At 53.8% G+C, this 23,498-nt stretch carries 21 protein-coding genes; 13 read left to right on the top strand and 8 right to left on the bottom strand.

Annotated features, from left to right (window positions below; genetic code table 11):
- Positions 1–21: 21 nt before the first annotated feature.
- Positions 22–219, bottom strand: a complete 198-nt coding sequence (gene rpsU, locus JTN23_RS07620) for a 30S ribosomal protein S21 (RefSeq protein ID WP_247233526.1) — start codon at positions 217–219, stop codon at positions 22–24.
- Positions 220–351: 132 nt separating this feature from the next.
- Between rpsU and JTN23_RS07615 the strand changes: the two genes are divergently transcribed.
- Positions 352–1,287 carry a Ppx/GppA phosphatase family protein gene (locus JTN23_RS07615; protein WP_247233525.1) on the top strand — a complete coding sequence of 312 codons (936 nt, stop codon included), beginning with the start codon at positions 352–354 and terminating at the stop codon, positions 1,285–1,287.
- Positions 1,288–1,357: 70 nt separating this feature from the next.
- Positions 1,358–2,008: an alpha/beta hydrolase gene (locus tag JTN23_RS07610; RefSeq protein ID WP_247233523.1), complete on the top strand. Its 651-nt coding sequence runs from the start codon at positions 1,358–1,360 to the stop codon at positions 2,006–2,008.
- On the opposite strand, the gene JTN23_RS07605 is transcribed toward JTN23_RS07610, so the two are convergent.
- Positions 1,996–2,748 carry an SDR family NAD(P)-dependent oxidoreductase gene (locus tag JTN23_RS07605; protein ID WP_247233522.1) on the bottom strand — a complete coding sequence of 251 codons (753 nt, stop codon included), beginning with the start codon at positions 2,746–2,748 and terminating at the stop codon, positions 1,996–1,998. The genes JTN23_RS07610 and JTN23_RS07605 overlap by 13 nt on opposite strands.
- 115 nt (positions 2,749–2,863) lie before the next feature.
- On the opposite strand from JTN23_RS07605, the gene JTN23_RS07600 reads away from it, so the two are divergent.
- Positions 2,864–4,294, top strand: a complete 1,431-nt coding sequence (locus JTN23_RS07600) for an arylsulfatase (protein ID WP_247233520.1) — start codon at positions 2,864–2,866, stop codon at positions 4,292–4,294.
- A 57-nt stretch (positions 4,295–4,351) separates the two neighbouring features.
- On the opposite strand, the gene JTN23_RS07595 is transcribed toward JTN23_RS07600, so the two are convergent.
- Positions 4,352–5,251 (bottom strand): SMP-30/gluconolactonase/LRE family protein, encoded by a 900-nt coding sequence (locus JTN23_RS07595; protein WP_247233518.1) that lies wholly within the window; start codon positions 5,249–5,251, stop codon positions 4,352–4,354.
- A 160-nt stretch (positions 5,252–5,411) separates the two neighbouring features.
- Here JTN23_RS07595 and JTN23_RS07590 point away from each other — a divergent pair, with 160 nt between their 5' ends.
- Complete coding sequence (locus JTN23_RS07590; RefSeq protein ID WP_247233516.1) at positions 5,412–6,341, top strand: sugar phosphate isomerase/epimerase family protein; 930 nt, start codon at positions 5,412–5,414, stop codon at positions 6,339–6,341.
- 158 nt (positions 6,342–6,499) lie between these two features.
- Positions 6,500–7,663 (top strand): IscS subfamily cysteine desulfurase, encoded by a 1,164-nt coding sequence (locus tag JTN23_RS07585; protein ID WP_247233514.1) that lies wholly within the window; start codon positions 6,500–6,502, stop codon positions 7,661–7,663.
- A gap of 15 nt (positions 7,664–7,678) precedes the next feature.
- Here the strand turns inward: JTN23_RS07585 and JTN23_RS07580 are convergent, their stop codons facing one another.
- Positions 7,679–8,797: an XdhC family protein gene (locus JTN23_RS07580; protein WP_247233512.1), complete on the bottom strand. Its 1,119-nt coding sequence runs from the start codon at positions 8,795–8,797 to the stop codon at positions 7,679–7,681.
- Positions 8,798–9,189: 392 nt separating this feature from the next.
- Here JTN23_RS07580 and JTN23_RS07575 point away from each other — a divergent pair, with 392 nt between their 5' ends.
- From JTN23_RS07575 to JTN23_RS07545, 7 genes are all read left to right on the top strand, one after another.
- Entirely contained in the window at positions 9,190–10,173 is a 984-nt protein-coding gene (locus JTN23_RS07575; RefSeq protein WP_247233510.1) for an AraC family transcriptional regulator, read from the top strand.
- A 291-nt stretch (positions 10,174–10,464) separates the two neighbouring features.
- Positions 10,465–10,917, top strand: a complete 453-nt coding sequence (locus JTN23_RS07570; RefSeq protein ID WP_247233508.1) for an SRPBCC family protein — start codon at positions 10,465–10,467, stop codon at positions 10,915–10,917.
- 50 nt (positions 10,918–10,967) lie between these two features.
- Entirely contained in the window at positions 10,968–11,522 is a 555-nt protein-coding gene (locus JTN23_RS07565; RefSeq protein ID WP_247233507.1) for a (2Fe-2S)-binding protein, read from the top strand.
- Complete coding sequence (locus JTN23_RS07560; RefSeq protein WP_247233506.1) at positions 11,519–13,924, top strand: xanthine dehydrogenase family protein molybdopterin-binding subunit; 2,406 nt, start codon at positions 11,519–11,521, stop codon at positions 13,922–13,924. Before JTN23_RS07565 ends, JTN23_RS07560 begins: the two co-directional genes overlap by 4 nt.
- A 15-nt stretch (positions 13,925–13,939) precedes the next feature.
- Positions 13,940–14,770 carry an FAD binding domain-containing protein gene (locus tag JTN23_RS07555; protein WP_247233505.1) on the top strand — a complete coding sequence of 277 codons (831 nt, stop codon included), beginning with the start codon at positions 13,940–13,942 and terminating at the stop codon, positions 14,768–14,770.
- Positions 14,771–14,926: 156 nt separating this feature from the next.
- Positions 14,927–15,829, top strand: coding sequence for an AAA family ATPase (locus tag JTN23_RS07550; RefSeq protein ID WP_247233504.1), 903 nt, complete (start codon positions 14,927–14,929; stop codon positions 15,827–15,829).
- A 234-nt stretch (positions 15,830–16,063) separates the two neighbouring features.
- On the top strand, positions 16,064–17,185 hold the full coding sequence (locus tag JTN23_RS07545) for a vWA domain-containing protein (RefSeq protein WP_247233503.1): 1,122 nt from the start codon (positions 16,064–16,066) through the stop codon (positions 17,183–17,185).
- A gap of 6 nt (positions 17,186–17,191) precedes the next feature.
- Here the strand turns inward: JTN23_RS07545 and JTN23_RS07540 are convergent, their stop codons facing one another.
- The 4 genes from JTN23_RS07540 to JTN23_RS07525 all read right to left on the bottom strand — a co-directional run bounded on the left by JTN23_RS07540 (position 17,192) and on the right by JTN23_RS07525 (position 21,989).
- Entirely contained in the window at positions 17,192–18,334 is a 1,143-nt protein-coding gene (locus JTN23_RS07540; RefSeq protein WP_247233502.1) for a S8 family serine peptidase, read from the bottom strand.
- Between the two features lie 455 nt (positions 18,335–18,789).
- The gene (locus tag JTN23_RS07535) at positions 18,790–19,239 is read right to left on the bottom strand and encodes a DUF4265 domain-containing protein (RefSeq protein WP_247233501.1); all 450 of its coding nucleotides are present in this window, start codon (positions 19,237–19,239) and stop codon (positions 18,790–18,792) included.
- 51 nt (positions 19,240–19,290) lie between these two features.
- On the bottom strand, positions 19,291–20,922 hold the full coding sequence (locus JTN23_RS07530) for a M1 family metallopeptidase (RefSeq protein WP_247233500.1): 1,632 nt from the start codon (positions 20,920–20,922) through the stop codon (positions 19,291–19,293).
- Between the two features lie 86 nt (positions 20,923–21,008).
- A complete protein-coding gene (locus tag JTN23_RS07525; protein ID WP_247233499.1) occupies positions 21,009–21,989 on the bottom strand; it encodes a Kelch repeat-containing protein in 981 nt (326 codons plus the stop codon).
- Between the two features lie 178 nt (positions 21,990–22,167).
- On the opposite strand from JTN23_RS07525, the gene JTN23_RS07520 reads away from it, so the two are divergent.
- Positions 22,168–23,439 (top strand): McrC family protein, encoded by a 1,272-nt coding sequence (locus JTN23_RS07520; RefSeq protein ID WP_247233498.1) that lies wholly within the window; start codon positions 22,168–22,170, stop codon positions 23,437–23,439.
- Positions 23,440–23,498: the final 59 nt, after the last annotated feature.

Below are 23,498 nucleotides of genomic sequence, written 5' to 3'. Positions count from 1 at the left end.
ACGTCGTAGATTCTCAACGTACTATTGCTCGTTGTGGTTACCGTACATTCTCTCTTTGTAAACGGCACGCAGAACCTCAAAACGACGCTTTACTGATGGCTTTTCGAAAGCCGTACGTGCACGAAGCTGACGCATAGTACCTGTTCTCTCAAATTTCTTCTTGTAACGCTTCAGTGCGCGGTCGATTGATTCGTTGTCTTTTACGTTAATAATGAGCATACCTAAAAATTATAGATGTTTTGTTAGTTTCTAGAAAATCGGATTGCAAAGAAAACATAGATTGAACAGAAAATCAAGGACTAAGTCATCTAATTTTACCTATTTTTGAAGGTCTTACTAAATTTAATCCCTATGGCCTCTCGTTTGGGTATCATTGACTTAGGTACCAATACCTTCCATCTGCTGATCGTCGAAAAGACCGCCGACGGTACTACGCCCCTTTTCCGGATCAGCCGTCCTGCCCGAATCGGTAAGGGTGGAATCAATCAGCGGGTCATTACGGAGGAGGCTACGCAGCGGGCGTTAGGGGTGCTCCACTCCTTTCGCGAAAAACTGGACGAATATCAGGTTTCGACCGACCATACCTTTGCCTTTGGCACCAGCGCCATCCGTAATGCCGATAACAGCGCCGACTTCTGCAACACCATCCTGCGCGAAACCGGTATCAGGATCACCGTCATCAACGGCGACGAAGAAGCCCGCTACATCTACCACGGTGTGCGATCGGCCGTTGATCTTGGCTCTGCGACTTCCCTCATTGTTGATATCGGTGGCGGCAGCGTCGAATTCATCATCTGCAACAGCCGGCAGATATTCTGGAAGCAAAGCTTTGAAATAGGCGGACAACGCCTCCTGGAGCGATTTATGCATACGGACCCATTGCACGAAAGCGACCGCAAGCGGCTTTACAACTATTTTGACGAACAGCTCATTCCCCTGGCCAATGCCGTACATCAGTACGCTCCGTCGGTACTGGTAGGGTCGTCGGGTACTTTTGATACGCTGGTGGATATGGACTACCAGCACCGAACCGGGCAGTGGCCTCCCCAGAACCTCAAGGGCTGTGACCTCCCACTTGCGGAATTCTACCGAAGCTACGAACTACTGCTTACCCGCAATCACGACGAGCGCATGGCACTGCCGGGCATGATTGAGCTACGGGTGGATATGATCGTTGTGGCTGTCTGTCTGATAGATTACCTGTTGCGTACCTACGGCATTCGTGAGATACAGGTATCTACGTATTCACTAAAAGAGGGAGTACTGGCCGTTATGACTGAGGAGTAGGTATAGTTTTTATAGAGGATAACTTCTGACAATCACGAAGTACCTATTATATAGACACTCATTTCCTGCTATGGATGCAAACAAACATCATTTGCCCGTTTCACGCACGGCTACGTACTACACCTTAGGAAAATTAGGAGAAAATACCCGCCGCGTGTGGTTTGTCCTGCACGGGTACGGCCAGCTGGCTCAGCAATTCATAAAGAAATTCGGGGTACTCGACGACGGGCAGACCCTGGTTGTAGCTCCGGAGGCCCTATCGCGCTTTTATCTGGAAAATGGCTTCGAGCATATAGGGGCCTCCTGGATGACCCGCGAAGAGCGTGAACTGGAGATTGATGATTATGTATCCTACCTGGATCAGCTCTACCAGACCATCATGTCGGGAGGTAACATGGAGAATATTGAAATAACGCTGCTGGGTTTTTCGCAGGGTAGCGCTACGGCCTGCCGCTGGCTCGACCGGGGCATGATCAGCTGCGACCGGCTGATCCTCTGGGCCGGCCACTTTGCCAATGGCCTGACTGATCTGGTGAGTCTTGACAAACTGCCTAAGACCAACTCGTACTTTGTGTATGGGGAGCAGGACCAGTTCCTCTCTAAAATAAACGTTCAGGAGTACATGGTCCGGCTCAATGTGGAGGCCCCTGACCTACAGATCATTCGCTACCAGGGAGGACACGCCATCAACGAGCATGTCCTTAAGACTCACTTTCTGTGAATGGTAGTGGCCGAGGCCTGAGCCGCAGCCAGTATCGTGATATCCGCTATGGTAACATGGTCGGGCGCACTCACGGCGAACAGGATGGTTTTGGCAATATCCTCGGCCCGTAGCGGCTCAAAGCCTTCGTATACCTTATCAGCACGATCTTTGTCGCCCTTGAAGCGGATCACCGAAAACTCGGTTTCCACCGCTCCCGGGGCGATATTCGTCACCTTTATTCCGTGCCTGATAAGGTCCAGACGCATGCCCTGGCTCAGGGCTTCTACCGCTGCCTTGGAAGCGCAGTATACAGCTCCGTTGGCGTAGGTTTCTTTACCCGCAATGGAGCTGACATTGACGATATGCCCTCTGCCCCGCTCTATCATGCCGGGGGTGAGGGCTCTGGTCATGTACAGCAGTCCCTTGACATTACTGTCCATCATGGCGTCCCAGTCGTCCGGATCTCCTTCGTTGATTGATGAAAATCCATGTGCATTACCGGCGTTGTTGACCAGTATATCAATGGCGCGCCAGTCGTTAGGCAAAGAGTCCAGCGCATAGGCCATAGCCTTACGGCTGCGTACATCGAACGCCAGCGCGATGGCGCGTACGCGGGTGGAGAGACTATCTACCAGCTCTTTCAGACGATCTTCGCGTCGACCGCAGAGGATCAGATCATAGCCTGCCACGGCAAAGGCTTCGGCGGTGGCCTTTCCGATACCGGAAGAGGCCCCGGTGATTAGGGCAATACGGGGCATGAGTAGTATTGGGGGTCTAATGGTTTTTCTTCAAAGAAAACAGAAATAGAAAGGCTATGTTCATTTTTATCTGACATAAAGCTCCCCACCTACTACTCTCTATTCCCTACCTACTATGAGATCCACCTTCTTAGCTCTTATGGCCCTACTGGCTCTCGGCGCCGTACTCGGGCTGGTAGCTCTGTCGCCACAGAAAACACCAGTAGCCGCCAGACCCAACATCATCTACATTATGGCTGACGATATGGGCTACGGCGACCTGGGCTGCTACGGTCAGGAGAAGATCAAAACGCCCCACCTGGACCAGTTGGCCGCCGACGGTTTGAAATTTAACCAATTCTACGCGGGTAGTACTGTGTGTGCCCCCTCCCGTTGTGCCCTCATGACGGGTAAGCATACGGGCCATAACTACATCCGGGGCAATGGCGAGATACCCCTCCGGCCCGAAGACACCATCCTGCCTCAGTACCTGCAGCAGGAAGGCTACACCACCGGCATGTTTGGCAAGTGGGGCCTGGGCGATATGAACACCACCGGCATGCCTGACCTCAAGGGCTGGACTAGCTTCGTAGGCTTCCTGCACCACGTAGAGGCTCACTTTCAGCTACCGGGCATCCTGTGGCACTTCCGGCAGGGCCAGACTCCCATTCGGGAGCGCATTGGCACGGCCCATCAGGGCTTCGCTAATGATTTCATCGCCGAGAAAGCCGTTGAATTTATTGAAGAAAATCAGAAAAAGCCCTTTTTCCTCTACCTGTCACTAACGATCCCGCACGCCGAACTGGTGATGCCTGACAAGCTGCTCAGCCGCTACCAGGACTCCAGCGGCAACAGCGTGTTTGGCCCTGAAGTGCCTTACCCGGGCCTGCACTACGGCGGTCAGCGCCAGCCCCGCGCTGCTTACGCGGCTATGGTGAGTCGGGTGGATGATTACGTGGGGAATGTACGGGCCAAGCTGCGTGAACTGGGGCTGGAGGAGAATACGCTCATCTTCTTCACCAGTGACAACGGCACGCACGTAGAGGGCGGACGTACGGCGAAGGATGTCGAATTCTTCCGGAGCAGCGGACCGCTGCGGGGCGTCAAGCGCGATATGTACGAAGGAGGTATCCGGGTACCGGGTATTGCGTACTGGAAAGGAAAGATCAACCCCGGCCAGACCACCGACTTCTACGCCGCCAGCTGGGACTGGCTACCTACCCTCCTGGACCTGGCCGGTAGTAAGGCAAGGCCCGAAACCGATGGTGTATCCATGGCTTCGCTATTTACGGCTAACAAAGCACCTAGCGTTGGCGAACGCCAGCTCTACTGGGAGTTTCACGAAGGAGGTTTCTCGCAGGCGCTCCGCAAAGGTGACTGGAAAATAGTACGACTGAAAAAGAAAGATGGTAGCGTAAAAACGGAACTATACAACCTAAAAAATGACCTGAGTGAGCAAAAAGATCTGGCAGCTACCCAACCCGATCGCCTGCGTCAGATGGAGCAGTTACTCGACGCGGCCCGTACTAAATCAGAACATCCGGCCTTTGTAACGCTGGGGTATTAAAAAAAAGCGGAGCGGGAAGAAAATGTTTCCCGCTCCGCTCTCTAATCCGGCTATTATCTAAGGCCGCACTCCCTTTACATTCATATCAATAGCATAAAGCCCTTTGCTGGCGGTTACGAACAGGGTCTGGTGGTCTTTGCCTCCGAAGCATACGTTAGCCGTCCAGCCCTCATCCACCGGAATATTCAGCAGTTTCTCACCCTGCGGGCTAAATACGGTCACACCGGCGCGGTTGGTCAGGTACACGTTGCCCCGGTTGTCGATGGTCATGCCGTCGGAGCCCATTTCGCAGAATAGCTTCTTATTGCTTAGCGAACCATCTTTTTCGATTTGGTAGGAGTAGGTTTTGCTGGCGCCGATATCAGCGATGTACAGCATTTTACCGTCGGGAGTACCAATGATCCCGTTAGGTTGCTTCAGGTCAGCAGCTACACGGTTCAGCGTTTTGCGGTCCTTGCTCAGGTAGTACACGGCCTGTACATCCTGCGGGGGCGTCTTGTGCTCCCACCAGGGACGCGCGTAGAACGGATCCGTAAAGTAGATGTTGCCGTTGCGAGCTACCCACAGGTCATTGGGTCCGTTGAACTTCTGCCCGGTATAGTCCTTGAGAGCTACGACTATATTCTTGTTTTTGTCGATTTTCCAGAGCTCAGTATTGGCGTCAGCACAGGCCCACAAATTGCCTTTGCTGTCTATAAAAAGACCGTTGGCCCGGCCCGCCGGCTCCATATAGGTACTTAGTTGTCCGTCGGTGCTCCACTTGTGAATACGGTTATTGGGCTGATCGGTGAAGTACACGTTGCCCTGCTTATCGGAGGAGGGGCCTTCGGTGAAGGCAAAGCCACCGGCCAGCTTCTGCAGGGTAGCTCCGGGTTTTACGAGGGTATTGTCCTGGCTATTTCCCAACAGGGGAGCCAGCAAAAAAAGAGAAAGTACAAGAACAAGTTTTTGACGCATGGGTTGTCAGGAGTAATGGTACAAGGTATAAAAGCCAGCGGCTCCCCAAAGCTAACGAAAGCCCGTTACTTTTCCGTCTATGGCTTTCTTAGCCCGTGGAAGTCAGTAGAAACAGCCTGAGATAGAGTTTACCAGCTACGTATTGTACTACTTTTTGACCATGACTACTGACCGCCGCCATTTTCTAGGTACCCTTACCGGAGCCGCTATGTTGGCCCCACATCTGCTACAAGTTGAAAGTAATTCGGCCGCTCCGCGACCCATTGCCTGCAATCAGTACACCTGGTTTACATTTTATAACCGCGAAGGCCGCAACTGGTCGGCTGACCTGGATGCTTCGCTGGCCGAGTTCAGAAAGTCAGGACTGACTGCCTACGAGCCCAGCTTCAACAACGCGGATGAAGTTAAGAAACTGATACCTCTGGTAAAAAAGCACAACCTGACTGTACCTTCCGCTTACGTAAACAGCATGCTGCACAAGGCGGACGAAGCTCAGAACTCCATTGATTCCGTACTGGCGATTGCCGAAGCTACCAAACCATTAGGTACCCGCATCCTGGTCACTAATCCGAGTCCGATCAGTTGGGGTGGTGTCGAGAACAAAAACGATCAGGAGCTGACTGAGCAGGCCAGAAATCTGGACAAGTTGGGAGCCGAACTCAGAAAGCGGAGCGTTACCCTCTCCTACCATACCCACGACGTAGAGCTACGGGCGGGGGCGCGGGAATTTCACCACATGCTGCTGGCAACCGACCCGAGCAACGTAACCTTCTGTATGGATGTACACTGGGTGTACCGCGGCTCCGGCAACTCGCAGATAGCAGTATTTGATGTACTGAAGCTCTACGGCAAGCGCATCACAGAGCTGCACCTAAGGCAGTCGGTCGGGGGCGTGTGGTCGGAGGCAATGGGCGAAGGCGATATTGACTACCGACGCCTGGCCCGGGAGCTCAAAACACTGGGCGTACGACCACATATAGTACTGGAGCAGTGCATTGAAAAACCTTCACCCCATACCATGCAGGCCATAGAAGCCCACCAGCGCAGCCTTGCCTATGCTCGGGAGGTATTTTCAGAATTGCTGGGATAAAGAGTTAATTCTTAATTTTGCTGGATAACTAAATTAGCCTTTACCACAGAGTTAAGGGAGGTCTGGCACAGAGAAAATTGAGTTTTAAAACTCTTATCAACTCTGCGCATCCACTCTATGTCACTCTGTGGTAAAAAATAAATTTTTAAAAGATTCGCATGACTACTCCAATGCGCCCCATCTACCTCGACTACAACGCTACTACTCCCGTGGACCCGCGCGTGCTGGACCAGATGCTGCCGTGGTTTACGGAGCAATTCGGCAACGCCGCCAGCCGCACCCACCTATATGGCTGGGAAGCCGAGGAAGCCGTAGCCAAAGCCCGTCGGCAGGTAGCTGGTCTACTGGGGGCTAGTGAAAAAGAAATCCTCTTTACCAGCGGCGCTACCGAGTCCAATAACCTAGCTATCAAGGGTGCCTACGAAGCCCACAGCCACCGGGGCAGCCACTTCATAACCGTAGCTACGGAGCACAAAGCTGTCCTGGATACCTTCCAACACCTGGAAGGTTGGGGTGCCGAAGTGACCTATCTTCAGCCCGCCGCCGATGGTCTCATTACAGTTGAGCAGGTAACTGAAGTACTACGGCCCGATACGGTATTGGTATCGGTGATGTATGCCAACAACGAGATTGGAACCATACAGCCAATAAGAGAAATAGGTAAGCTATGCCGGGAGCGGGGGGTACTATTTCATACGGACGCTACCCAGGCGGTAGGTAAGCTACCCATAGACGTCGATCAGGACTATATAGACCTACTGAGCCTATCTGCGCACAAGCTATACGGTCCTAAGGGTGTGGGAGCGCTGTACGTACGAAGGGGAGTGAAGCTGACGGCCCAGCAGGACGGTGGCCGCCACGAGCGGGGCCTACGCTCGGGGACGCTAAATGTACCGGGCATCGTAGGTCTGGGTAAGGCCTGTGAAGTGGCTAGCACCGACATGAGTACCGAGGCTATCCGACTGGCCCAGCTACGCGACCAGTTAGAAAGCAGTATCTTGGGTACCGTCCCCAACACCCGCGTCAACGGCAACCGGGAGTACCGCCTCCCAAACGTGACCAACATCTCCTTTGGCGACGTAGACGGCGAGCAACTCCTCATGAACCTCAACCGCGTAGCCGTGTCCAGCGGCTCGGCCTGTACCTCAGCTTCGGTGGAGCCCTCGTACGTACTCAAAGCTCTGGGCGTTCCCGACGACCTGGCCTATGCCTCCATCCGCTTTAGTCTTGGTCGGTTCACGACCGAAGAGGATATAGCTACCGCCGTAGCCCACGTGCAGGAAGTAGTTAGCCGTATGCGGCAGGGAGTACAGGTGAAATAGGCTTTGTTAACGCCCCTACTCTTCATAAATCGGCTTCTCACGTAGTCGTAGCGAAGCGCCGCTACGCCCCGCAAAGTGCGCCCTGATTTCGGCAATGACCGAAATGGCAATCTCTTCGGGCGTAGTGGCTCCGATATCCAGCCCCACCGGACTGTACACCCGCTCCATTTCTTCATCGGTGATTGGACTCCCCTCTTCCTGCGCCCGCGTCAGCATTTTATTGGTGCGCTTGCGGGGGCCCAGCATCCCGATGTAAGGTACCACCGTGCCCAGCATCCGGCGCAGATGGCGGTAGTCCGTTTCGTAATCGTGCGCCATCAGGATTACGGCCGTGTAGGGATCTACGGGTATCTCGCCTCCATCTTTGGGAATCACTGCGTCGGCCATATCAAACAGCGAACGGTGTACTTTGGCCATATTACACACTACCGATACTTTCCAGCCCGTTTCCTTCGCCAACCGCACCATCGGGTAGATATCGTAGTTGCCCCCCATCGCCACCAGATGTACGGGCGGCAGAATTACTTCAAAGAAGAAGCTTACCCGTTCGCCATCGCGTAATACATAGGTCTTCGTGGCTGATTTCTCCTCTTTCAGACATTCCTCAATATCCCGCACCAGATCGTGCTCGGCGACGGCCTCCGCCGGAAAGGTGCTCCGGAAGTAGGCATCGTTGTAGTAACGGTACGCCTTACCAAGCGTAAAGGCTTCGGAACCACCGGGTGCCTCTACCACCGTCACCAGTACGTCGGGGCGGCGCTGGTCGAGGTAGTGGCTCAGGAGCCGGACGGGATTCTGTACATCATTTGGGTCCAGGGGTGTGAGCAGTACATCAATAATGCCGTTGCACCCCAATCCTACGCCTATCTGGTAGGGGTCGTCGTCGGTAGTATCGTAGGTAATAATGGTGGCTTTCTTTTGCGCCATCGCCAGCCGGGACTTTTTCAGCGCATCACCTTCCAGGCATCCTCCGCTGATGCCCCCGATCCAGTCGCCGTTTTCCATAACGAGCATACGGGCGCCCGTACGCCGGTACGACGATCCTTCCACCCGCACCACGGTAGCCAGGGCGGCCTGTTGCTGGGTAAAGTCTATGTTCTGATAGGCGTTCCAGATATTCCTGATCTCTTTCATAGGTAGCTATAAGGGGTTAGGTAGTTAGCCAGTAGCCTTACCAATTTTGAAATTCAATGCTAACAAATCCTGATGCCGTCGCTCATCCGGAGGCTCCGGGAGTGTACTCCAGGCTAAATTATAATAAAGCAAAGGAGCGTCCAACCCTAATTTACCGCCGCACAGGTACTCAGCTCATTAGTAGACTTTTAGAGTAAATGGGGCCGATCTGCCTCTTATACCACTGTAGTACCTCTCTCCTCCAGGGCTTAATACAGCCATTCCCTCAATCCTTAACCTAAAAATAACTTATATCTAAATCTTTCCGTTTTAAATTACATATATTTGATCTACGCAGATCAATTGAGTCTAGTAGTAAGGTCTTTCTGTTCAACCACAAATGCATCCGGGGCATGAAATCAAGGGAGAGTATCAATATCAGCAAACATCTACAGACGCGACAGCTGAATGATATCGTGGAGAATCGTACTGCCTACTCCCTACAGGCTGCCGAACTGAATGTCTACGAAACCCACGCCCGGGCCGAGCGTGTCGAGCTCCGCTTCGGCCATCCGGTACTGGCTACCATGGTACGTGGCAAGAAGGTCATGCACCTGAATGGTACTCCTTCGTTTGATTTCCTGCCGGGTGAGTCGGTGATGCTGCCCAGTCACGAGCTGATGTGCATCGACTTCCCTGAAGCCACCGAGACCAACCCTACACAGTGTCTGGCCCTGGCGCTATCGGAAGAAAAGATACAAAGCCTGACGGACATCCTGAACGAGCAGCACCCGCTGGTAGACCGACCCGAGGGGTGGCGCATGCGAGGCGAGAACTTCTACTTCACTAACGATACGGCGGTCAACCAGCTCCTGAACCGGCTGGTGTACATCTGTACTGAGGGTAACCAGGCACGGGACCTTTTTGCGGAGCTGGTCCTGCGCGAGCTGACCATCCGTCTCATGCAGACCCAGGCCCGGCACCTGCTCCTATCCAACTCCGCCCAGTACGCCAACCAGAACCGCCTTGCTTACGCTGTACAGTACCTCCGCGAACACCTGCACGAAGACCTCACTGTAGGTACCCTGGCCCAGAAAGCCTGCATGAGTGAGCCCCACTTCTACCGCTGCTTCAAGCAGGAGTTTGGCCTGACTCCTATTGAATTCATTAACCGCGAGCGCATCCGGCTGGCTACGGAGCTGCTCAGTACTACCGACCGCACCGTTACGGATATCTCCTACGCCTGCGGCTATAACAACGTCAACTACTTCCTGAAGGTGTTCCGAAGGCAGGTAGGTATGCCGCCGTCGCACTACCGGCAGCGCCACCGCTCCCGTACGCAGGCCCAGCAGATACTGCTGGCCACTACCGACTACTTCAGTAACGGAGCATACTAGGAATTAGGTTATTAGCTATTAGCTTATAGTTAATCCGTCTCCTTCACCAGTACTCAGAGCCCACGTCAGGTACTTGCAGTATAAACCCTATGTTCTGATAGGATAGTGTAGCAGATTGATACAATAGTTCTTAAAAAACAAGATTATTCCACCATAATTTTGGATAGTAGCTATTTCATCTCTGACGAAAGTGATTGGCTCAACGGTAGAACTATAATACCAGGCTCCGTTACCAGCTATCACCAAAGAAAGCTACTAGCTAACAACCTAAAGCCTAACAACCTAACAGCTATGGAACTACAAGGTTCGCATGTATTGAATGCTCCGCCGGAGCAGGTATGGGAGATGCTCATGGATACTGACGTACTGGCCCGGATCGTACCAGGTATCTCACGTCTTGAAAAAACCGGAGACAATGAATATAAGGCCCTGGCCGAGATTAAGATGGGCCCAGTCAGCGGTTCTTTCTCGGGGGGGCTTACCCTATCGGATATCCGGGAAAATGAAGGGTACACCATCCATGTCAAGCAAAGCAGCAAAATCGGTAACGCCGACGCGACCATCCGCATTGACCTAACTCCCGTAGGGCCGGATCAGACCCAGCTCACCTTTGACGGAGGAGCCAAACTATCCGGTCTGCTGGCCCGCACCGGCAACCGCGTACTGAGCGGCGTAGCCAATACCCTTACCAAGCAGTTCTTCGAAAACTTTGAAAAGGAGCTTAAAACGCCTAAAGAGGCTTAATTCCGACTAGTACCTGTTGCATCATCACCTTTAACCCTTACCCAATACCTATGACTCAAATAACTGTCACTGTAAACGGTACCTCCCAGACCCACGAGGTAGAGCCACGCCAGCTGCTGGTGTACTACCTGCGGGATAAACTGGGCCTTACGGGTACCCACATCGGCTGCGACACCAGCAGCTGCGGAGCCTGTACCGTACATATGGACGGCATGGCCGTTAAATCCTGCTCTATACTGGCCGTTCAGGCCGATGGCTGTGAGATTACTACCATCGAAGGACTGGCCCAGGGAGACCAGCTGCATCCGGTGCAGGAGGGCTTCAAGGAGTGCCACGGTCTGCAGTGCGGATTCTGTACGCCGGGTATGATCATGGCCACGGTTGACATGCTCCAGAATAATCCTGACCCGACCGAAGAAGATATACGGCACGCGCTGGAAGGGAACATCTGTCGCTGCACGGGCTATCACAACATTGTCCGCTCGGTACAATGGGCTGCCGAAAAGATGAAAACCAGTGCTAAGGTACTGGACGGAGCATCTGTAAGCCCCTCCCCTGTTTACGCATCCGTAAATCTCAACCAGCAACAGCAACAACAGCTATGAGCAATAAATATATAGGCCAGTCGGTCAAACGACTCGAAGACAAGCGCTTCATTACCGGCAAGGGCCGCTATACCGACGATATAAAACTGCCGGGTATGACCTACGCTTCGTTTGTACGGAGCCCCTACGCCCACGCCCGTGTCAACCGCATAGATACCTCCGCCGCTAAGGATATGCCGGGCGTGGTAGCCATCTTTACCGGTGATGATATTGCCAGCGCTGGTATTGTGGGAGTACCTACCGGCTGGCAGGTCAACTTCAGGAACGGGGATACCATGAAGGAGCCCCCGCACCCTCTGCTGGTACCTACCGGTAGCACCGTAAAGCACATTGGTGATCCGGTAGCCGTCATTATCGCCGATTCACGAGAAGCCGCTTTTGATGCGTCGGAGGCCGTAGAGGTAGATTGGGAAGAACTACCCGCCGTAGTCAGTGCCTATAAGGCTACGCAGGAGGGCGCTCCGCAGGTACATCCCGACGCCCCCGGCAACCTGGCCTTTGACTGGGAGATAGGCAATCCGATTGATGAGGTGAATGAGGCCATTGAGCAGTCGGCCCACGTAACCACGCTTGAGTTTGTAAACCAGCGACTGGTACCTAACGCCATTGAGCCAAGGGCCTACATCGGCCACTACGACGAGGTCAGCGACAAGTATACGCTGTACACCTCTACCCAAAACCCCCACCTGATCCGCCTGCTCATGTGCGCGTTTGTGTTGGGCATACCTGAGCACAAGGTACGGGTACTGGGGCCGGACGTAGGAGGTGGTTTTGGGTCAAAAATTTACCATTATACCGAGGAGGCGCTGGTGACCTGGGCCTCGAAGCAGATCCGTCGTCCCATCAAGTGGACGGAGACCCGCTCGGAGGCCTTCATGCTGGATGCCCACGGTCGCGACCATATCACCAAAGCCGAAATGGGCTTTGACGCCGAGGGAAATATCAAGGCCCTGCGCATCAAGACCTACGCCAACCTGGGTGCCTACCTCTCGACCTTCGCTCCGGCGGTACCTACCTACCTGCACGGTACCCTGCTGCAGGGCCTTTACACGACGCCCAAGATTCACCTGGACCTCTACGGAGTATTCACCCATACCGTAGCGGTGGATGCCTACCGGGGCGCTGGTCGTCCGGAGGCGACCTACCTGCTCGAGCGGATGCTGGACCTGGCAGCACTGGAAATGGGTAAAAATCCTGTACAGCTCCGCAAGCAGAACTTCATCCCGTCTTTTGACGGTGTAGAGCAACCGGGCTACCAGACGCAGGTGGCACTGCAGTACGACTCCGGCAACTACCATGGCGTACTCGACCGGGCTGTGGAGATGCTGGGCTACGACGAGTTCCGGCAGATGCAGCAGGAGGCTAATCAGAATGGCAAGCTCCTGGGTGTGGGCTTTTCGACCTACATCGAGGCCTGCGGTATCGCGCCTTCGGCGGTAGTGGGTGCGCTGGGGGCCCGGGCGGGTTTATATGAGTCAGCTCAGGTACGGGTGCAGCCCACCGGCAAGGTGAGCGTATTCACAGGAGCCCACTCACATGGCCAGGGCCACGTTACCACCTTTGCGCAGGTAGTAGCCGATAAGCTGGGTATCGCTATGGAAGATATTGATATCATTCACGGAGACTCCGATGCCGTAGCCTTTGGTATGGGTACCTACGGATCGCGAAGCCTCGCTGTGGGTGGCTCAGCCATTGTCAAGAGCATTGATAAGGTACTTGAAAAAGGAGCCAAAATAGCCGCTCACAAGCTGGAGTGCTCGGTGGATGACCTCGAGTACGCCGAAGGTAAATGGACCGTGAAAGGTACTGATAAGTCTATCAGCTTTGGTGATGTGGCTCTTACGGCCTACGTACCCCATGTGTACCCGCAGGGCCTCGAGCCGGGACTCGACTTTTCGAGCTTCTACGATCCCGCCAACTTCACCTATCCCTTCGGCTGCCACATTGCTATCGTGGAAGTAGATAAGGAAACCGGCAGGGTAAAACTAAAACGATTCATAGCGGTGGATGATGTCGGAAACGTGATAAATCCCATGATCGTGGACGGGCAAATCCACGGTGGACTGGCTCAGGGTATCGGACAGGCGCTGCTGGAAGAGGCTATCTATGATGAGAACGGACAGCTGACCAATGGCTCCTACATGGACTACGCTATGCCCCGTGCCGACGATCTGCCGTCGTTTGAACTAGACCGCCAGGTAACCCCTTGCCCACACAACCCGCTGGGGGTAAAAGGAGCCGGAGAGGCCGGCTGTATCGGCTCTACGCCTGCCGTGGTCAACGCGGTAATTGATGCACTATGGAGCGGCGGGCATAAGGTCAAGGACATCCGGATGCCGCTTACTTCGGAGCGTGTCTGGCGCGCCATGCAGGAGCAGAATACACAAATCCTTCATTCCTAAATCGACATCTATCTTATGATACCATACGCATTTGATTACACACGGCCCGAGTCGGTCGAGGAGGCACTGGATCTGCTCGACGATGACGCCAAACTACTGGCCGGAGGCCATAGTTTGGTTCCGGCCCTCAAGCTACGGCTGAGCGCCCCCGGACGACTCATTGATATAGCCCGTATCCCCTCGCTCAAAGGCATACGTGAGGAAAACGGTGAGATTGTGATCGGAGCGGGTACTACCCACGCCGAGATCATGAAGTCAGATTTGCTCAAACAGCACCTGCCTATGTTTGCCGAGGGTGCCGCCCTTATTGGCGACCCTATGGTGCGCCATAAGGGTACCATCGGAGGTAGCCTGGCCCATGCCGACCCTTCGGCCGACTGGCCCGCTATGGTCATTGCCGCTGATGGCGAGGTTGTACTTCGGGGCAGGAATGGCTCACGCTCGGTAGCGGCGGCTGATTTCTTCATTGGCTTCTACTCAACCGCTCTGGAAGAAGGCGAGATCATTACCGAGATACGCCTTCCTGTTCCGGCCGAGGGTACTCGTATGAACTACCAGAAATTTGCCCAGCCGGCCTCCCGCTTCGCCATTGTAGGTTGCGCGGTAGTACGTCATCCGGATGGCTCCGTACGGGTTGCCTTCACTGGAGTATCCGATGCGCCTTTTCGCGATACAGGCGTAGAGGAAGCCCTCTCGGGTCAGCAGCTTACGGATGATGTCATTGAGGCAGCAGCAGCCAAAGCCGCCGAAGGCGTATCCCTCAACAGCGACCACTTCGCCTCGGAGGAGTACCGCCAGCACCTGGCCCGTGTGTACTGCAAACGGGCGCTTAATGCGGTGGCGTAACTACATCCCGGCTGTTCATTAAAACCTTGGAGTTGGGCCGTCAAACCCCGGACCGGCTTCAAGGTTTTATAGTTTTGAGTAATTTTTCTACCCTAGAGTTTACTCTGCATGGTTCTGAGCAGCTCTATGGTTAACTATACTTTTTTAACGTACAGCATGCAAAATCAGGAATTAGATAGAATAGCTAGTCTCCTCCACTCCCAGGGCTATATCACCGACCCCAGCGTAACCATGGCCGTATACCTCTCCATGCAGCTGCAGAAGCCCCTGCTCATCGAAGGGCCAGCCGGAGTAGGCAAAACCGAAATAGCCAAAGTGATGGCGAGGGCGCTGGATACTGACCTCATCCGCCTGCAGTGTTACGAAGGCCTCGACGCCACCCATGCCCTCTACGAGTGGAACTACCAGCGGCAACTCCTGCACCTGAAAATGGTAGAAGCTCAGGGTACCGCTCCGACTCAGGACCTGGAAGAAGAGATATTCAGCGAGAAGTTCCTGATGAGGCGGCCCCTGCTGGAGGCTATCACCTACCCTAAAAAACCAGTACTGCTCATTGACGAAGTAGACCGGGCCGACGAAGAGTTTGAGAGTTTTCTGCTCGAGGTACTTTCCGACTGGCAGATTACCATACCCGAGGTAGGTACCATCCGGGCTACACACATCCCACAAGTGATCGTGACCGGCAACCGCATCCGGGAGCTGTCGGAGGCGCTGCGCAGGCGCTGCCTCTACCTCTGGATCGATTACCCTGATTATGATAAGGAACTGGCTATTGTAAGGAGCAAAGTACCTCAGATCAACGAGCAACTGGCTGAGCAAATTTGCCGGTTCATGCAGGAGCTACGACAACTCCGCCTCGAAAAAACACCCGGTATCGCCGAAACGCTGGACTGGGCCAAGGCGCTGTCTGTCCTGCACTTTGACTACCTGCCAAAAGAGATTATTGAGCAAACACTGGGTGTGATCCTGAAAGACTGGAAAGATACCCGTACTGCTCAGCTATCGCTGTCAGAACTATACGAGAAAACGGGCGTAGTGTCGAAGCTGGATAATCTTTAAGCAGTAGGCTGTATGCTTATAGGCAGTAAGCTTTTTTGCTATACGCTCCATGCGCTCGTCCTGATTTGCAATCAGTGCGCTATCTACTAGCGTTTGTAACGCGCAAGAGCAGCAAAAACTAAATATAGTGACACTGACTAAAATTCGCGTTGAAAACGCTATTCGACATACCACCGATTGCAAATCGGTGGTAGCATTACGTAAAAAAAGTCTAAAGCATACAGCGCAAAGCCTATGATAACCCGCCGCACCGACCTGACCAGCAACGTAGTGGATTTCTGCAGGTACCTGCGGGCGCACGAGTTCCGGATTGGGCCGGAGGAGGAAGCAACGGCTCTGCGGGCCTTATCACTCGTTACGCCCGACGACCGCACCCACTTTGCGCTGGCCCTACAGGTAGCGCTTACGCGCAATGCGCAGCAGGTACAGCAATTCCCGAAACTATTTAATGAGTACTGGAAGGAGCTGGAAGGAGCACTGGATAGTAAGGTAAAGGAGGATAAAAAGAAACAGAGCAAGCAGAATGGTACGCAGCAGCCCTCCTTTAACGCGCTGAAATCGTGGCTGAATGGCAACAAGAATCAAGAGGAGACCGAAACAGCCAGTCACTCGGTCACCGAAACTCTCAGTCAGAAAGATTTTTCGCTGATACCTGCCGATCAGCTGGCCGACCTGGTCAGGATTATACAGGAAATATCGCAGGCACTGGCTCGTAAGCTGAACCGCCGACAGGAGCGGGCGCATAGTATCCGGAAATTTGACTTCAAGAACACCCTCCGCCGCAACCTCCGCCGGGGCGGCGAACTGGTGGAGCTGGCCTACAAGCGCCCCCGCCGGAAGCGCATCCGGCTCGTGGTACTGGCCGACATCAGCAAGTCCATGGACCTGTATAGTATCTTCCTGATCCAGTTTCTGTACGCGTTTCAGTCGGTATTCCGCCGAATCGAAACTTTCGTGTTCAGTACCCAGCTCCACCACGTCACGGCTGACCTTAAGCAGCAGAGTTTTCAGGAGGCCCTGCGGGAGCTATCGGAGCGGACAGCGGGCTGGTCGGGCGGTACCCGCATCGGCGCCAGCCTCTGGACTTTTACCCACGACTATTCAAAGTTGCTTAACAAAGAAACCATCGTCATTGTCCTGAGCGACGGCTGGGATACGGGTGACCCGGATGTACTGACCGAAGCCATGCAGCGCATCCAGCAGAAGTGCCGCAAGGTAATCTGGCTGAATCCGCTGGCTGGCAATCCCAGCTACCAGCCCCGCACGGCTGCCATGCAGGCGGCCCTGCCGTACGTAGATGTATTTGCCTCCGCCCATAACGTGGAGAGCCTGAAAGCACTCGGGAAGTGGCTCTAACCCCTCCTACTGCCGGGCAATAGGATCAGGCTTTCCGTCCGGATCGTTCTTGGCGTAGCCCCGCATCGGAATATTCCTGCCCCGGATGAGCATAAGTCCTGCCACGTGCGGAGCGGCCATGGAGGTACCGCTGGCGATGGCATAGCGCCCATTAGCATAGGTAGAAGGAATGCGTACTCCAAAAGCACTTACATCTACGGCCGTGCCGAAGTTGGAGAAGCTGGCGAAGGTCTCGGTACTATCAATGGCTGATACCGTTACGACGTTCTGGTGATTGACCCGTGCCGGTGAATAGCTATCTACATTGATCCCCTTGTTACCGGCGGCAATCGCGAACAGGATACCCTTATCAGCCGCGGCACGTATCTCCTGATCCAGGCGGTAGGAGGTAAACTCTCCACCCAGACTTATATTGACCACATCCCCTGATTTAGCTTGCTGACTGATGTAGGATAGAGCCGCCACCAGTCCTGACAAGGTACCATCCCCTTCCTTGTCCAGGATCTTGATGGGTACTACCTTGGCGCCGGGAGCTACGCCCAGCATACCTACGTTATTGTTCTTAGCCCCGATGATACCCGCTACGTGCGTACCGTGTCCGTTCTGATCATCGGCGGAGGTTCGTCCATCCACAAATGACTTGCCCCGGGTTGCATCCACATTCAGGTCAGGATGATCCAGGTCTATGCCGGTATCCACGATCCAGGCGGTACGGTTCTCGTTGTTGAGGCCGCCGTAGCCAGTCTTGACAATGTTCCAGGTAGTAAGGCGGGGGGCCAGGACAGTAATGCAGGAACACAGTGAAATCCGCCGATCGGGCTCTACGTGCTCCACATCCGGGTCAGTACTTATTTCTTTCACCTCGGCCTGGGTCAGGTGCGCCACCAGGGTCGACTGCTCTCCCTCAATGTACCGCTCAATGCTGCTCTCTTCCACCCCAATCCGGCCCGCAGCCATACGGGCATTGGCAGCACCACCGGCCGTACCGGGCTTCAGGGTTACGATATAAGTACCTTCAATAATTTCACCATGACCGGCGGCCGCCTGTACCAGGCAATCCTCGACAGGTCCGACTTCTTTTGGTTCGCAGGAAAAAACAAACAGGAGCAGGCCCATTACGCTCCACCACTTCATCATTTTCACAGTCATTCTTCGAGGAGATATCTATTTTAGAAAATTAGCGTAGAGGGTTTTGCAAATAGGTTGCTTGTTTTAGCAAATGTGTATAATAACGAGCGAGTTATGTACTCTATTTTAATTTATTCAAAAGAAGAAGAAACGCAGGTGTTGTAGCCTCCCAACCGACTACTATAACACCTGCGTTTCTAAAAAGATTCTGCTATCTATCCACTCCACACACCACCACCGCTAACACCGATTTGCAATCGGTGTTGAGTCGAATAGCGTTTTCAAACGGGGCGCGTAGCCGCGAATTATCTAAAACGCTTTCACATCCAATAGTTCTCTCATTCCAGCATAGTTACGCCGTGAGCTAAACAGGAAATGCTCCGGCTCATTAATAAGTAGATTTCGCACTTATCGCGTTGCAAACGCTGGAAGATGCCACGCCCGATTGCAAATCGGGGTGAGCGAGGTAATTATTTTTAATGAGCCAAACAGGCCTCTCTGTAGCTTAATGTTTCCCTTTCTTCTTGGTCAGCTAAATACTCTTTTATCGGTTCATAATCTAAGTCTGCCGAAACGTCAACCGAAAAGTATCCAGGCAGGTAACTTCCTTCCCATTCGCATCCGAATTCTTCCAGTCGTTTCTGTACTTGTCCAGCGTTTTCTTCTTTGAAGCAGATAATCTGTAAGGTACTGTTTCCTGATTCTTTAACAAGTCCTTTTACGACTAATCTATCTTCTTCCAGTTCAGCGTAAACTGTGTCCTCGCTAGAATAGCCTGTCACGAATAAAGGAATGTTTTTCAATTTATAAGTACCTTCTTTTTCTTCCAATACAGTCGCCCAAACACTCTCAACATAATCCTCGTCGAGAATGTCGTTGAAGAACTCAAAGTAAACTTTTGTATATTCTTCTGATTCTTCTCGCATGATTATCTATTGCCTCTAACATCTGTATAAACAAACAAACCTAATCTCCCCCTACACCCCCTTCGCCCCCACATAGAAATTCCGATCCACCGTTAATGATTTGGTGCCTTTAGTCTTCATCGTTTTCCAGGAAGTAGTGGGTTGGATAAATTGATAGGTACCTCCATCCAGCGCCACCTTCACGGGCATATCAAATCCCTCGATGGCGTTGGTCCAGCGGTAGCGGAGTTCATTGCCTTCCAGGGCGTACTCCAACATCGGTATACGTACATCACGTAGGTACTGGTCGAATACCTTGCTCAGGTCCTTGCCCGATTGCTTGCTGAGGTAGTTTTCGATCTGGGAGCCGTCAACAGTCTGGTGATAGAAGGTCTTGTTCATACCCCGCAGGATCTGACGCCACTTGGTATCGTCGTTCACAATCTGCCGGATGGTGTGCAACATGTTGCCACCCTTGTAGTACATATCGCCTGAGCCTTCCTGGTTGACGCCGTAGATGCCTACGATGGGCTTCTGGTTCTGGATGAGGCGGCGGGTACCTATCACGTAGTCGGAGCCGGCTTCTTTGCCATAGTAGTACTCCGTGAAGAGGTTTTCGGAGTAGTTGGTAAAGCTCTCGTGTACCCACATATCGGCTGCATCCTTGTAGGTAATGTTGTTGGCAAACCACTCATGGCCGCTTTCGTGGATAATGATAAAGTCCCATTTCAGCCCCCAGCCTGTACCCGACAGGTCTTTGCCCAGGTAGCCGTTCTGGAAGCCGTTGCCGTAGGTGACTGAGCTCTGGTGCTCCATACCCAGGTAAGGTACCTGCACCAGCTTGAAGCCATCCTCGTAGAAGGGGTACGGCCCAAACCAGTGCTCAAAGGCTTTCAGCATTAGGGGTACTTGTTTGAACTGTTCTTTGGCCCGGGCGAGGTCCTGGGGCAGTACGTAGTAGCTCAAGTCCAGCTTTCCCTTTTCGCCCTGGTAGGTTTCGTTCCAGCTCACGTAGTTCCCGATGTTCATATTGACCCCGTAGTTGTTGATGGGGTTATTCACGTACCAGTGGAAGGTACGGGTACCGTCGCTGTTTTCAGTAGTGCTTCGTAGACGTCCGTTGGAGACATCCATTAAATCCCTTGGGGTAGTGATGCTTATGAGCATGCTGTCGGGCTCGTCGTACATGTGGTCTTTGCAGGGCCACCATACGCTGGCGCCCAGCCCCTGGCAGGACGTAGCCACAAACGGCTGCCCCTGGCCATCGCGCTCCCACTGTACGCCCCCTTCCCAGGGCGGACGCGTAGCAACTTTGGGTTCGCCTGAGTAAAATACCTGTACCGCCTCCTGTTTTCCCTCCTGCTGGGCCTTTTTCAGCGTGATAAAGTACACGTTGCCCTCGCGCCGAAACGCCAGTTCCTCACCTCCCTGCACCACCCGATCTACCTGCATCGGTGACTGCAAGTCTACCTGCATGGTCTGGTGGGGTTTAAGTACTTTGTAGTGGATGGTAGTACTGCCGCGCAGACTGCTATCTGCCGGAGTAGCCCGTACGTCCAGGTGGTAGTAGGTTAGGTCCCACCAGGCGCGCTCGGGGGTAATGGAACCGCGGAGCGTGTCCTGACGCGTAAACTGCGGAGTGCGCTGAGCGGAGGCCATGAACGGCAGCAAGAGGAGAGCGGTGGCAATGTATTTTTTCAGCATGTCTGTTGATCCAACGGTACGGGTATATAACGAAAGAAGCGGACCAGGTAGTAGTCCGCTTCGAATATAGAGAAAATACCAGAATACTACTTCTCGAGTATCTCCATTGAATCGAGTTCGGGACCACCACCGCGGTTGGCCGAGCCCGCTACAATGTACACTTTACCGTTGAGCACAGCGGCCCCGGTACCGTGACGTCCCTGATGCAGCGAAGGCAGTCGCTCCCAGCGCTTGGTTTTGGGATTGTAGCTTTCTACCTCGCTGTGCGCCGGTACCTGCTTATCGCTTTCGCCGCCCATCACCAGTATTCGGGGGCCAAAGGCCACTGTAGAGTTACCCGCGCGAAGGGTAGGCAGGTTTTGCGAAGCATCGAGAGTCGTCCATTTGTTGGACTTGAAGTCATACACATCTACCTCGGGTATGGTCCGGTTGAGTACCTGGTTGATCTTGGCGGTAGAGAGGCGGCCGCCGGCTACGTACAATTTTCCATCCAGTACCGCTACCGATACGTGGTCACGGGGGCGGGGCGCGTCGGGCAGCTGCCGCCAGGTCTGGGTCTTGGGATCGTACTCATCAAACCACGCTACGTGACCGTCCCAGTGCCCGTCCTGAATACCGTTGACCAGGTAGATCTTGTCATTATGCACAAAGGCACCCGCCGCCCCACGCCGACGTGCTTCGGGTATCTCAGGCCCCTTGCGCCATTCGTCTTTATCGGGGTTGTAGATGTAAATATTGGGAATGGGTGTTTCGTGGGGGTACCCTCCGGTAAAGGCTCCCAGTACGTATACCTCCCCCCCGTAAGACACCGCCTGGAAGTGGTGCATCTCCATGGGAGTCTGGCTCTTGCTGGTCCAGGTATCTTTCTTCGGATCGTACACGTCAACTGGCCGCATGCCCCGGCCACCGACCAGAAACAGCTTGCCGTTGGCGGCGGTCATAGAGTTTTCATGTCTTTTTTCGGGGAGGCTTTGGGGTTCGGCGGCCTTCCACTCCTGGGCCAGTACAGGGCCCGCCGAAGCTAGTACCCCCCATACAATCAAGGAAAGGTTGTGTAGTGTTTTCATAGGAATATGAGTGTTTTGCCTAGTGTATATAGATGAATAGCACTATCGTACTAGTAATAAAGCAGGAATCCTCCGTTTATAATATATACTATGCAAATTTGTACTGCCTAATCCTTGAAAACAAGTACCGGCCATGCCCGCAATATGTACCTCACCCTAACCAGGAGCAACTACCTACTTGACCTACGCCATTACCGAAAATAGCCTCATTGGCAGGCACAACCTTTCCGGCAGTGAGGCCGCCATTAACCTGGCCGATGCCGACTTCGATGCCCTTAAGGCCTACGCCTTACAGGAAGACGCGGAGCCGGTACTACGATACTTTGTACAGCGGGGCCGGGAGTACCTGCGGGTAGGTGCATGGGTAGGACTGCTGCAGACGGCCAGTACCTCCATTGAAGTACTACCCAAAATCACATCAGATACCGGTACTACCGATCAGCTGGTGCAGGCGAGGGCTTCGCTGCTACGAATGCTTCGGGCGGTACCACAGGTACCGTTCCGGCTGTTGCCGGAGGCACACCTCCACCAGTTTACTTCGCGGCCCCTCCCCGAGCTACTTGCTACGCTTTTCCTGCAGCAGGCCGAAAAGCTCCTGCACCAGGGCCTGCAGACGGACTATATCTCGGTAGATCGTGAGCAATCGTTTGTAAAGGGCAGATTACAACTGCACCGGCAACCGCACCGACGGGTACTCTATCCGGAGCGGCTACCAGTCGTGCACGATGAGCGCACCCGTGACAATGCGCCAAACCGCCTGCTGAAAGCGTGCCTGCAGCAGCTTCAGCGGGGCTACGTGTCGGGCCGGGTGCGACAGTACCTGTTTGCGATGGATGACATACCTGCTTCGTCCGACTGGCAGGCGGATCTGGTACTGGCCCAGAAAACCAACCGCACGTTTGCGATCTACAGCTGGCTGTGGCCGTGGGTACAGTGGCTGCTGGGAGGCCAGGCTCCGGGTACATCGGCCGGTAGCAGTCAGTTGCCCGGCATGCTTTTCCCGACGGCGCGCCTCTTTGAAATGTACGTAGCCGCTAGCCTGAAGCGCCATATGTCTGCCGACTATGCCGTACAAACGCAGGAAGCCCTGCACCACTTACTGAGCGACCCCCGCGGTACGCCTCAGTTCAAACTAAAACCCGATGTAGTCATACGTCGGGGCAATGCACTGTGGGTACTGGATACCAAGTGGAAACAGCTATCATCCTTCCGTCAGCATGGCATTGACCAGGGGGATCTGTATCAACTGTACGCCTACGGGCAGCGCTACCTCAGTGAGGCCGATCAGGTAACGCTGGTGCTGCTGTATCCTCGTACCGCTACATTTCAGGAAGCTCCAGCTCCATTTTATTACGATGCTCAACTGCCGCTGTACCTGATACCCGTTGACCTGTCTGTTGCACCTGCCGAGATGGTCAGCCGCCTCTGGAGTATCATAGCCCCGGGCTAATCCGCGGCTCCTGCACCTTTTCGGGTACTCGCGTGGTTAAATTCGGAATTATCCTTCTC

This window comes from Telluribacter roseus (assembly GCF_017355915.2).
In the GTDB taxonomy this organism is placed as follows: domain Bacteria; phylum Bacteroidota; class Bacteroidia; order Cytophagales; family Spirosomataceae; genus Telluribacter.
The sequence above is the reverse complement of the archived record's forward strand: the minus strand, read 5'-3'. Positions and strand labels throughout refer to the sequence as shown.